12 protein-coding genes are annotated in these 11013 nt (G+C 73.9%); 5 read left to right on the top strand and 7 right to left on the bottom strand.

From position 1 onward, the window contains the following. The first annotated feature begins 196 nt into the window (after positions 1 to 196). On the top strand, positions 197 to 1135 hold the full coding sequence (locus ACFYXE_RS10480; RefSeq protein WP_389310990.1) for a metalloregulator ArsR/SmtB family transcription factor: 939 nt from the start codon (positions 197 to 199) through the stop codon (positions 1133 to 1135). Continuing rightward, entirely contained in the window at positions 1132 to 1761 is a 630-nt protein-coding gene (locus ACFYXE_RS10475) for a dihydrofolate reductase family protein (RefSeq protein ID WP_389310988.1), read from the top strand. Before ACFYXE_RS10480 ends, ACFYXE_RS10475 begins: the two co-directional genes overlap by 4 nt. On the opposite strand, the gene ACFYXE_RS10470 is transcribed toward ACFYXE_RS10475, so the two are convergent. Beyond that, complete coding sequence (locus ACFYXE_RS10470; protein WP_389310986.1) at positions 1743 to 2756, bottom strand: GlxA family transcriptional regulator; 1014 nt, start codon at positions 2754 to 2756, stop codon at positions 1743 to 1745. The two genes, ACFYXE_RS10475 and ACFYXE_RS10470, sit on opposite strands and share 19 nt — an antisense overlap. Before the next feature lie 125 nt (positions 2757 to 2881). Between ACFYXE_RS10470 and ACFYXE_RS10465 the strand changes: the two genes are divergently transcribed. Then, positions 2882 to 3520 carry an HD domain-containing protein gene (locus ACFYXE_RS10465; RefSeq protein WP_389310984.1) on the top strand — a complete coding sequence of 213 codons (639 nt, stop codon included), beginning with the start codon at positions 2882 to 2884 and terminating at the stop codon, positions 3518 to 3520. Positions 3521 to 3562: 42 nt separating this feature from the next. Here the strand turns inward: ACFYXE_RS10465 and ACFYXE_RS10460 are convergent, their stop codons facing one another. From ACFYXE_RS10460 to ACFYXE_RS10440, 5 genes are all read right to left on the bottom strand, one after another. Further along, positions 3563 to 5662 carry a xanthine dehydrogenase family protein molybdopterin-binding subunit gene (locus ACFYXE_RS10460; protein WP_389310982.1) on the bottom strand — a complete coding sequence of 700 codons (2100 nt, stop codon included), beginning with the start codon at positions 5660 to 5662 and terminating at the stop codon, positions 3563 to 3565. A 57-nt stretch (positions 5663 to 5719) separates the two neighbouring features. Continuing rightward, on the bottom strand, positions 5720 to 6715 hold the full coding sequence (locus tag ACFYXE_RS10455) for an FAD binding domain-containing protein (RefSeq protein ID WP_389310980.1): 996 nt from the start codon (positions 6713 to 6715) through the stop codon (positions 5720 to 5722). Continuing rightward, positions 6712 to 7233, bottom strand: coding sequence for a (2Fe-2S)-binding protein (locus tag ACFYXE_RS10450; protein WP_389310978.1), 522 nt, complete (start codon positions 7231 to 7233; stop codon positions 6712 to 6714). Before ACFYXE_RS10450 ends, ACFYXE_RS10455 begins: the two co-directional genes overlap by 4 nt. An 86-nt stretch (positions 7234 to 7319) precedes the next feature. After that, positions 7320 to 7961: a hypothetical protein gene (locus ACFYXE_RS10445; RefSeq protein WP_389311424.1), complete on the bottom strand. Its 642-nt coding sequence runs from the start codon at positions 7959 to 7961 to the stop codon at positions 7320 to 7322. Between the two features lie 146 nt (positions 7962 to 8107). Continuing rightward, positions 8108 to 8302 carry an antitoxin gene (locus tag ACFYXE_RS10440; protein WP_361178033.1) on the bottom strand — a complete coding sequence of 65 codons (195 nt, stop codon included), beginning with the start codon at positions 8300 to 8302 and terminating at the stop codon, positions 8108 to 8110. A gap of 342 nt (positions 8303 to 8644) precedes the next feature. On the opposite strand from ACFYXE_RS10440, the gene ACFYXE_RS10435 reads away from it, so the two are divergent. Next, positions 8645 to 9379, top strand: a complete 735-nt coding sequence (locus tag ACFYXE_RS10435; protein ID WP_389310976.1) for an NPP1 family protein — start codon at positions 8645 to 8647, stop codon at positions 9377 to 9379. A 24-nt stretch (positions 9380 to 9403) separates the two neighbouring features. Here ACFYXE_RS10435 and ligD read toward each other — a convergent pair whose 3' ends face one another. Further along, positions 9404 to 10363 carry a non-homologous end-joining DNA ligase gene (gene ligD, locus ACFYXE_RS10430; RefSeq protein WP_389310974.1) on the bottom strand — a complete coding sequence of 320 codons (960 nt, stop codon included), beginning with the start codon at positions 10361 to 10363 and terminating at the stop codon, positions 9404 to 9406. A gap of 218 nt (positions 10364 to 10581) precedes the next feature. Between ligD and ACFYXE_RS10425 the strand changes: the two genes are divergently transcribed. Then, entirely contained in the window at positions 10582 to 10935 is a 354-nt protein-coding gene (locus tag ACFYXE_RS10425; protein ID WP_389310972.1) for an ANTAR domain-containing protein, read from the top strand. The last annotated feature ends 78 nt before the right edge of the window (positions 10936 to 11013 follow it).

Genomic DNA, 11013 nt, shown 5'->3' with positions numbered 1-11013 from the left:
TTTCTCCGGGGGTGTTGGGGGGGGGGGGGGGGGGGGGGGGTGGGGGGGGGGGGGCCCCGGCGGGGGGGGCGGGGGGGGGGGGGGGGGGGGGGGGGGGGGGCGGGGCCCCCCCCCCCCCCCACCGCCGTATGCGTGGGCGCACCGGTTCTCACATATTCCTTGACAAGAATATTCTCCACGAAGAATACTCGTCCTCATGGACGCACTCCTCGCCGCGCTCGCCGACCCGGCCCGCTGGCGGCTCGTCACCCTGTTGGCCGAACGGCCCCGCTCGGTCGGCGTGCTGGCCCAGCTCGCCGAGGCGCGCCAGCCGCAGACGACCAAGCACCTGCAGACCCTGGAGCGGGCCGGTGTCGTCACCTCCCGCCGCACCGGACAGCGGCGCATCTACGCGCTCAGGTCCGCTCCCCTGCGCGACCTCGCGACCGCCCTCGGCGGGCTGGCGGACACCGCGGACCGGAACGACGGCCCGCGCTCGGCGTACGACCACTACGGGCAGAGCATGGACGTGGAGCGGCTCTCCGCACGGGACACCGGGTGGGCCGACGGCCGCGCCTTCGACTTCCGGCGGTCGCTGGCGGGCCACCCGGACCTGGTCTGGCGGCACCTCACCGAGGCATCCCTGCTGGCCCGCTGGTGGACGCCCGACGACCTGCGCGTGGCGGAGCTCGTCTTCGAGGCGCGCCCCGGCGGGCGGATCGTCCACGCGTACCGCGACGCGGAGGACACGGACGGATCCGACGCGGTCGCCGGATACGCCGAGGGCGTGGTCGAGAACGTACGTCCCGGCGAGCGCCTCGCCTACCGGCTCTCGCCGTTGCTTCCGGACGGCACCCCGGCCTTCACCGCCCGCGTCCGTCTCGACCTGGCGCCCGCCGGCACCGGCACGGACCTCGCGGTCCACTGGCGCATCACCGACAGCACCGTGGATGCCGCGGACTTCGTCGCGGGCATCGAGATCGGCTTCGGCCAGAGCCTCGACAAGCTCGCCGCGGCCGTACGCCCCACCGGACCGGCGGACACCGCCCCCGGCCACACTCCCCGCACGTCCCTCGCCCCGCACGCGGATCACGTAGATCACACAGATCACACAGATCGCACCGCTCACACCGATGGAAAGGGCGTACAGCCATGACCAGTTCGACAGGACACGGTTCCGCAGGAACCGGTGCGACGGGCCGCCGGGTCACCGCGAACATCGGCCTCACCCTCGACGGGCGCTACTGCGGTCCCGGCGGGCCGGGCGACCTGGGCGCGATCGTCCGCTACGCGACCACCGATGTCGCACGGGACCACCTCGGCCGCATCTGGGAGAGCGCCACCACGGCGCTGCTCGGCCGCGTCAACGCCGAGGGATTCCTGGGCTTCTGGCCGACCGTCGCCGGGGACGACGCCGCCGATCCGCGGGACCGCGGATACGCGAAGTGGCTGGCCGAAGCGGAGAAGGTGGTCCTGTCGACCACCGTGACCGAAGCCCCCTGGGAACGCACCCGCATGGTGAACGCCCCGGCCCCCGAGGTCGTCGCCGGGCTCAAGGCCGAGAGCGGGGGTGACATCCTCGCCAACAGCAGCCCGAGCGTCATCAAGGCGCTCCTGGCGGCAGATCTGGTCGACCGGCTGTACCTGCTGGTCTGCCCCGAGATCGCCGGGGGCGGCCCGCGCCTGTTCGAGGACGGCCTGCCCGGTACCCGGTGGACGCCGACGCGCCAGGACACCGGCGAGCTCGGCGAGACGGCACTGATCTACGACCGCGTGCGCTGAGTACGGACACCGGTCACGGGCGGACGGGCCTGCCCGTCCGGGCCGCCGTGCGTGGTGCCGAAGCGTCTGCGGTACTCGCTCGGCGTGGTCCCCAGGTGGCGGGCGAAGGCGCGTCGCAGGGTCTCGTCGCTTCCGAGGCCGCAGAGCCGTGCCGCCGAGGTGACGTCGTGCCCCTCCAGGAGCAGTCGCTGGGCGTGGTCGAGGCGGACCCGTTCCACCCAGCGGGCGGGGGTGGTGTTCAGCTCGGTCCGGAACAGCCGGGTCAGGTGCCGGGTGCTGACGGCGGCCGACGCGGCCATGGCGGGCAGGCCGTGGTCACCGGCGGGGTCGGCCGACACGGCGTCGAGCACCGGGCGGAGCACGTCGCCGCGGGGCGCGGGGGTGGCGACCGCGGTGGAGAACTGCGACTGGCCGCCCGGGCGCTGCATGAAGACGACCAGTTCGCGGGCGACCTCCCGCGCGAGGTCCGCGCCGTGGTCGTCCTCCACGAGCCCGAGCGCCAGGTCGATGCCCGCGCTGATCCCGGCGGAGGTGACGTACCGCCCGTCGCGCAGGTGGAGGGCGTCCGGCTCGACGTGCACGCGCGGGTGGCGGCGGGCGAGGGTCGCGGCGTGCCGCCAGTGCGTGGTGGCCCGGCGGCCGTCCAGCAGGCCGAGAGCGGCGAGGACGAACGCGCCGCTGCACACCGAGGCGACGCGCGCGGCCCGCCCGGCGAGCGTGCGGGCGGCCGCGAGGAGGTCGTCCTCCAGGGGGTGCGTGGCCAGCCGGTCGGCGCCGGCCACGACGACGGTGTCGAAGGGGCCCGCGTCGGCGACCGCCGTCGCCCCGCCGAGCACCAGCCCCGAGGACGTCGTCACGTCGCCCCCGCCGGGCGAGACCAGCCGCAGCTCGTACCGCGCGCCGAGCCTGCCCGCCTGGTGGAACACCTCGCCAGGACCGCTGACGTCCAGCAGGGTCACCCCGTCGAAGACCAGGAAGGCCACCCGCTGCGTCATGTCTGGATCCGTGGTTCACCTGACCGAATGGACATGGCACGAGGCTACGTCATCGCGCGACGGTGGAGACATCCACCGGACGGCAGCGTGGAGCCATCCACCGGCAGCAAGGAAAGGCACACATCATGAGCGAGACGATCGCGGGCGTACGGATCCCGGACAGTGCCCTGGCGCGCGAGGCGACGGAGCTGGTGCGCGAGGCCGCGTCCCCGCTGGTCTTCGACCACTCCCGCCGCGTGTACCTCTTCGGGGCGCTGCGGGGGCAGGAGCAGGGGCTGTCCTTCGACGCCGAGCTGCTCTACGTCGGGGCGATGTTCCACGACCTGGGGCTCACCGAGCGCTTCCGCCGCACGGACCAGCGGTTCGAGATCGACGGTGCCGACGAGGCCCGCCGCTTCCTGCGGGCGCACGGCGTCGACGAGGAGCGGGCCGGCCGCGCGTGGACGGCGATCGCCCTGCACACGACGCCCGAGATCCCGCTGCACATGGCGCCCGAGGTCGCGCTGGTCACCCGCGGTGTGGAGCTCGACGTGCTGGGCATCGGCTACGACGCCGTCCCCGCGGCGCGGCGGGAGGCGGTGGTCTCGGCCCATCCGCGCCCCGACTTCAAGAACCGGATCCTCGCCGCGTTCACCGACGGCATCAAGGACCGGCCCGACACCACCTTCGGCAACGTGAAGGCGGACGTCCTGGCCCACTTCGTCCCGGGCTTCCGGCGCGGCGACTTCGTGGAGGTCATCCGGGACTCCGACTGGTCCGAGTGACCGCGGAAGGGCGGCCGTCGCGCACACCGCCGCCCCGGGGGGTCAGCGGTCGAGGACGGCCAGGACGCGGTCCGGGGTGATCGGCAGTTCCCGCTGCCTGACCCCGGTGGCGTGGTGCACGGCGTTCCCGATCGCGGCGGCCGTCCCGACGATGCCGATCTCGCCGATCCCCTTGCTGCCCATGGGGTTGAGGCGGGTGTCGTCCTCCTCGATCCAGTGCGCCTCGATCTCGGGGACGTCCGCGTGCGCGGGCACGTGGTAGGAGGCGAGGTCGCTCTCCGCGAAGTCGCCGAAGGCCGCGTCCATGGTGCTGCCCTCCGTCAGGGCCATGCCGAGGCCCATCGTCATCGCGCCGATGAACTGCGACCGTGCGGTGCGGGAGTTGAGGATCCGCCCGGCCGCGAATACCCCGAGCAGCCGGCGCACCCGGACCTCCCCGGTGACCGTGTCGACGCCGACCTCGGCGAAGTGGGCGCCGAACGAGTGGCGGGCGTAGTCGTCGTCCGCGTCGGCGACGCCCGCCGTGTCCGCCGTCGCGCTCACGCCCTCCGCGGGCAGCTGCCCGTCCGTGTGCGCGGCCAGCCGCCCGGCCAGCCGGGTGCACGCCTCGTGCACGGCCCAGCCCCAGGACGCGGTCCCCGAGGAGCCGCCGGCGAGCGGCGCGGGCGGCAGGTCGCTGTTGCCGATCTCGGTCCGTACGCGCTCCACCGGCACGCCGAGCGCGTCGGCCGCGACCTGTGCGAGGACCGTGCGCGCGCCCGTGCCGATGTCGGTGGCGTTGACCCGGACCAGGAAGGTGCCGTCGGGGTGGGCGTGGGCGCTCGCCCGGGACGGCGCGACGAGCGCCGGATAGGTGGCGGCGGCCACTCCGCTGCCGATCAGGCGGGGGCCGTCGGCGGTGGAGCGGGGGCGCGGGTTCCGGTCGGCCCAGCCGAACCGGCGGGCGCCTTCGCGCAGGCACTCGGCGAGGTGGCGGCTGGTGAACGGTTTGCCGCTGTCGGGTTCGGTGGCGGTGTCGTTGCGCAGGCGCAGCTCGACGGGGTCGAGGTCGAGGGCCTGGGCGAGTTCGTCCATCGCGGATTCCAGGGCGTACATGCCGGGCGCCTCGCCCGGGGCCCGCATCCAGGAGGGGCTGGGGACGTCGAGCGGCACGGCACGGTGGGTGGTGCGGGCGTGCGGCGATGCGTACATGACGCGGGTGGCCGCGGCGCCCGTCTCGACGAACTCCTTGATGCGGGAGGTGTGTGCGGTGACCTCGTGGATGACGGAGGTGAGGGTGCCGTCCCCGGTGGCGCCGAGCCGCACCCGGTGCAGCGTCGGCGAGCGGTGGCCGACCACGGCGGCCAACTGCCGCCTGGGGAGGACGAGTTTGACCGGCCGCCCGGTCACGCGTGCGGCCATCGCGGCGAGCACGACGTGCGGGCGAGGCGTTCCCTTGGATCCGAAGCCGCCGCCGACGTGCTCGGAGACGACGGTGACCCGGTCCTCGGGCAGTTCGAAGAGCCCGGCGAGGACGTCGCGGACCGTGGTGGCGCCCTGGCTGGCGTCGTACACGGTCAGCCGGCCGTCCTGCCAGCGCGCGGTGGCCGCGTGCGGTTCCATCGGGTGGTTGTGCAGCGGGGGCACCCGGTACTGCGCGTCGACGGCGACGGGCGCGGCGGCGAAGGCGTCCTCGGGGCCGCCTCGCACGTGCTCGCCGGAGGTGCCGTCGGTGTCCTCCGGTACGTAGGCGTCGGGGTGGTCGGCGCGCAGGGTGACGTCGTGGGGCTCCTCGTCGTAGCTGACGGGGAGCGCGGCGGCGCCCTCGCGTGCCGCCTCGAGGGTGTCGGCGACCACGACGGCCACGTACCAGCCCCGGTGGGGGACGCGGGGATTCTGCAGGAGGGAGAGCGTCGCGTCGTCCGGTTCGGTCAGACGGGGTGCGTCGAAGGGGGTGAGGACGTGGACGACGCCCGGGACGGCGAGGGCCGCGTCCACCTCGATGCCGGTGACCGTGCCGCGCGCCACCGTGGCCGGGACGGGCCAGGCGTAGGCGCAGCCCTCGGGGGTGTGTTCGGCGGCGTAGCGGGCGGTCCCGGTCACCTTGTCGGGGCCTTCCCTGCGCTCCACGGGGGAACCGAGTGAGGCGGCGTGGTGCGGCATGGCGTTCGTTCTCCCTGGGTGCGGCGGCGGGCGGGTCGGGCGGACGGGGCGCGGAGGTCACGCGGGTGGCTGCGGGCCTGCCAGGCGCCGCAGGACGTCGCACGCGAGGTTGTGGGCGAGGCGCACCTTGTACTTGTTGTCCCGCAGCGGTTCGGCGGCGGACAGTTCGGCGTCTACGGCGGCGGTGAACGCGGCGTCCGTGGACGGGCCGCCCTCCAGCGCCCGCTCGGCCCGCAGGGCGCGCCAGGGGCGGGGCGCGATGCCGCCGAAGGCGATCCGGGCATGGCGTACGACGGAGTCCTCGACGTCCACGACCACGGCCACGGAGGCGAGGGCGAAGGCGTAGGAGGCGCGGTCGCGTGCCTTGCGGTAGGCGGAGCGCCGTCCGGCGGCGTGCGGCGGGAGCAGCACGGCGGTGATGAGTTCGCCGGGGCGGATCTCGGTGTCGAGGTCCGGCCGGTCGCCCGGCAGGCGGTGGAAGCCGGCGACGGGCACGGTGCGCCGCCCGTCCGCGCCGCTGAGCTCCACCTGCGCGTCGAGGGCGGCGAGCGCGACCGCCATGTCGGAGGGGTGGGTGGCGATGCAATGCGCCGAGTGGCCGAGGACGGCGTGGTCGCGGTGGACGCCGTCCCGGGCGGCACAGCCGGTGCCCGGCTCCCGTTTGTTGCAGGGCTTGTCCGGGTCCTGGAAGTAGGTGCAGCGGGTGCGCTGGAGGAGGTTGCCGCCCGTCGTGGCCACGTTGCGCAGTTGGCCGGAGGCCCCCGCGAGCAGGGCCTCGGACAGGACGGGGTGGCGGTCCCGTACGAGAGGGTGGGCGGCCAGGTCGCTGTTGCGTACCGTCGCGCCGACGCGGAGGGATCCGTCGGGGCTCTCCTCGACGGTGTCCAGGGGCAGTGCGCTGACGTCGATGAGGGCCGCGGGGCGGGACACCCCGAGCTTCATCAGGTCGACGAGGTTGGTGCCGCCGCCGAGGTAGCTGGAGCCGGGCCGTTCGGCGTGCGCGGCGAGCGCCTCCTCGACGGTGCGGGCACGGAGGTAGGTGAACGGCTTCACGAGATCACGTCCTCGACGGCCTCGACGATGTGCGGGTAGGCGCCGCAGCGGCACAGGTTGCCGCTGAGCCGTTCGCGGATCTCGTCCCTGGTCAGTTCCACCGGTTCGCCCGGTGGTGTGACGTGGGAGGCGCGTCCCGCGGCGGCCTCGGCGAGGGCGCCGACGGCGGAGCAGAGCTGGCCCGGGGTGCAGTAGCCGCACTGGAAGGCGTCGCGCTCCAGGAAGGCGCGCTGCAGGGGGTGCGGGGCTTCGCCGTCGGCGGCGCGCAGGCCTTCCACGGTGGTGACGTCCGCGCCCTCCTGGGCGACGGCGAGGAGCAGGCAGCTGTTCACCCGGCGGCCCTCGACCAGCACGGTGCAGGCCCCGCACTGGCCGTGGTCGCAGCCCTTCTTCGCCCCGGTGAGGCCGAGTGCTTCGCGCAGTACGTCCAGCAGTGTCGTCCGGTGGTCGACGGTGAGGCGGTGGTCGGTGCCGTTCACCGTCAGGGACAGCTCGGAACGGAACGGGTCGGCTCTCATGGCGGTGGGCTCCCTCGGTGTGACGTGGGCACGGGACCTGCGCACGGGTGTGCCGCGTCGTCGCCGCTCGACCAGCCTGAGTCAGGTCACGCGTTCCGGCATGTGGGAGCGGCCGTCGGTGCGGGAAGTTCCACGGTGGTGACGACGCGGGTGAGGGACGGGCGGCGGGGCACGGAGCCGAAGCCGAACCGGACCGGTGGCGCGACCGGGCGCAGCTCCCCCAGGTCCGCTCCGTCCCAGGTCGCGCGGGCCGCCGTGAGGGGGCGCAGGTCGCGGGCGGCGTACCACTCGCGGCGCCCGCCGCCCGCGCTGCCGCGGGTGCGTACGCCCGGCATCAGCAGGCGGGCCGGCACGTCGCAGAGTGCCGCCCAGGCGGGACTGCCGCCGATCCGGTCCGGGACGGTCCGCAGCAGCCGTCCCAGCGCGGTGGGCCTGCCGGGGACGAACGTGAGCCGCAGCGGTCCGCCCGCCACGGTCCACCTTTCCCGCGCGGGCCGGACGGTGACGGGACACAGGACGACCTCGTCGAACCGGTAGGTGGCGGACACGAACTCCGCGACCCGCTGGGACGGCGCGAGCAGGACGCGGTGGCCGTCGGCCCGCTCCACCATGACGTCGGCGAACGGACCGAACGGGGAGCGCGGCCAGAATCCGACGACGAGGCGCGTGCCGGTGGCGGTGCCGATCCCGGCGATCCACCCGTCGAACCGCTGCTTGGTGACGTGGATGTCGTCATCCCCTCCGTGGGTGGGCCCCGTCCGCCGGGACCGACTCTGCCACAGCGGGCGCCGCGCGGGCCCCCGCCCTCCGCGAGCGGCGGAGCGGCAGGGGCCCGTGCGGTGTGATCCGGTCCGGCAGGACCGTCCGGCGGCGGTCAGCTCTGCGGAGGGTCCTGCTGGGACTTGTCGGAGCCGAACTGCTCCTTGAGCTTGTCCTGGGCGGTGTCGACCTGGCCCGCGTACTTGCCCTGCGTCTTGTCGTCGACGAAGTCGCCTGCCTTGTCGATTCCCTGGCCAGCCTTGTCCTCGTGCCCCTTGAGCATCTGCTTGAGCTTGTCCATGACCGTCATGGGCGCACCTGCCTCTCTGCGTTCCTCCCCCTCTCCAGATTCAGGGCGCGGCGCGCGATCCGCATCCGGTGGCACCACCCGTCCTCGCACTCACGTACGAACGCGTGCGATGAGGCGACCCTCCATGAGCAAGGGGCCCACTGCGAGCCGTCGGCAATTCGCCGCGCGTTCAGGCCCGTTACCCGTGCGCGTGACCCATTGATGGTGTGGGCATGACACACCTGTCTTGTCGTGCCCATGATTCCCCCTTACGTCTGCCGACGTGCCCCCCATGTGACGCAGGAGAAGCCAGTGAAGCCGAGCAGTGCGATCCCCGGGAAGTCAGCGATCAGGAGAGCGTCCTTGTCCGTCGGCGGGGCCCTCGTCCTGGTCGTGGCGTTCGCGGGCTCCGCGGTGGCCGCCCCGCCGCCGGCCCTGCCCGCGAACGCCGACGGCACCGAGCAGACCTTCCAGCCCGCCTACGACTACGACGGCGACGGCTGCTACCCGACCGCGGCCATCGGCCCCGACGGAACCGTGAACGGCGGCCTCAAGCCGAGCGGCGCCGTCAACGGCCAGTGCCACGACGCGAGCGACCTCGGCAACACCAACGGCTACTCCCGCAGCAAGTGCAACAACGGCTGGTGCGCCATCCTCTACGGCCTCTACTTCGAGAAGGACCAGGCCGTGGCCGGCAGCGGGCTCGGCGGGCACCGGCACGACTGGGAGCACGTGGTGGTGTGGGTGAAGGACGGGCGGGCCGAGTACGTCGCCACGTCCGCCCACGGCCGCTTCACCGTCCACCCCCGCGACCGGATCCGCTGGGACGGCACCCACCCGAAGGTCGTCTACCACAAGGACGGCATCGGCACCCACTGCTTCCGGCTCGCGACGGCGGGCGACGAGCCGCCCGAGAACCACCGTGGCACCTGGCAGTTCCCGGCCCTCGTCGGCTGGAACGGCTACCCGGCGGGCCTGCGCGACAAGTTGAGCGCGTACGACTTCGGCAGCGCCAACTTCGGCCTCAAGGACTCCAGTTTCCCGAGCCACCTGTCCGGCGCGCTGCCCGCGGGCGTCCCCTTCGACGTCAACGGCTGAGCGGCGCACCTCGCGGCCCGCTCCTCACGGCCCGCCGTCCCCGGGCGCCAGGTCGGGCCGCAGCCGGTGCCACACCGGGTGGCGCAGGCGGCCCGCCCGCGTCCGGGTGGTGTAGCCGACCTCGGCGACGAGCCGGGGCAGCACCCACCGGGCGCCGGCGACGTCCGGCCGGACCGTGAACGGACACGCGTCCTCCGCGGCGATGTCCAGCAGCCGGGCCAGATCGGTGCGCTCCCGCTCGCTCCACCCCGTGCCCACACTGCCCAGGTACTCCAGGCCGCCGCCCTCGAACGCACCTACGAGGACCGCGCCCGGCGGCCCTCCCGGACGCCCACGGACCGGCACCCACCCACCGATGACGACGTCCACCGTCCGCACGTGCCTGACCTTGATCCAGGAGCGGGAACGCACCCCTGGCTCGTACACCGAGTCCAGGCGCTTCAGGACGATGCCCTCCAGGCCCTGGGCACGGGTGAAGTCACGTGCCTCGCGGGCGTGGCCGGGCAGCGAGGCCGGGGCGGACCAACGAGGACCGGGCGCCACCAGTTCCTCGAGCGCGTGACGGCGCTCGGTGTAGGGGCGGCCGGTCAGCAGCCGTCCGTCCAGGAACATGACGTCGAACAGGACCAGGTGGACGGGATCGTGGGCGGCGTGCCGGGCCGCGCGGACCGGTGCGCCCGCGAGGCCCATCCGCGGCTGGAGGCGCGCGAAGTCCGGCCGGCCCCGTTCGTCGAGGACGACGATCTCGCCGTCCAGCACGGCGGGCCCCTCGACCTGCTCGGCGAGCGCGTGGAGCTCGGGGTAGGCGGCGGTGATGTCGTGGCCCGCGCGGGAGCGCAGCACTACCGATCCGTCGCCGGGCAGGTGGACGACCGCGCGCTGTCCGTCGTACTTGGCTTCCACACCCCAGTGCGGCTCGTCCCGCGCGGGCGGCAGCGAACCCGCCGTGGCGAGCATGGGTGCGATGTGCGGCAAGGCGGCCATGAACCAGCCCTCACCTGCCGCGCACGCCCCCATGCCTGGTCAACCGTCCTGCCGCCCGGACAGCCCAACGACGGACCGGGCCGGGCGGTAGGGCGGCACCGGCGCACGCCCGTCACGACGTGCCCCGCGTCACCCCGAGAGCACCCCTCGGCAGAGCATTGCTAACCGGCCAGGGGGCAGCAAGAGTGAGGGGCATCGAATCATCGCGGGAGGCGCTGTTGACCCACGACGGCCGGCAACACGCAGAGGAAGCCACCGACTCGGAGAGCACCGTCGCCGACCTCAAGGAAGAGGTCGCCCAGCTGAAGCAGGCGATGCACTCGCACGCGACCGTGGACCAGGCGATGGGGATCCTCGTCGGCATCGGGCAGATCACCCCCGACGAGGCCTGGGAAGTCCTGCGCGAAGTCTCCATGAACACCAACACCAAGCTGCGCGACGTCGCCGAGACACTGATCGACTGGGGCTGCACGAGGGCCCTGCCCGCCGAGATCGGCCAAGAGCTCGAACGCCGCTTGGTGGAGCACCGCGGCAGGAGCCAGTGCGCGGAGCCCGAGGCACCGTCCGTCTGACTCCGCCGGGAGGGCCGGGCCCGGGAAAAAGAGGTGGCGTCGTGCGACGGGCGCTCTGTAGCGTTGTCCGCGGTCTTG

Source organism: Streptomyces sp. NPDC002564 (assembly GCF_042889645.1).
Classification (GTDB): Bacteria; Actinomycetota; Actinomycetes; order Streptomycetales; family Streptomycetaceae; genus Streptomyces.
The sequence above is the reverse complement of the archived record's forward strand: the minus strand, read 5'-3'. Positions and strand labels throughout refer to the sequence as shown.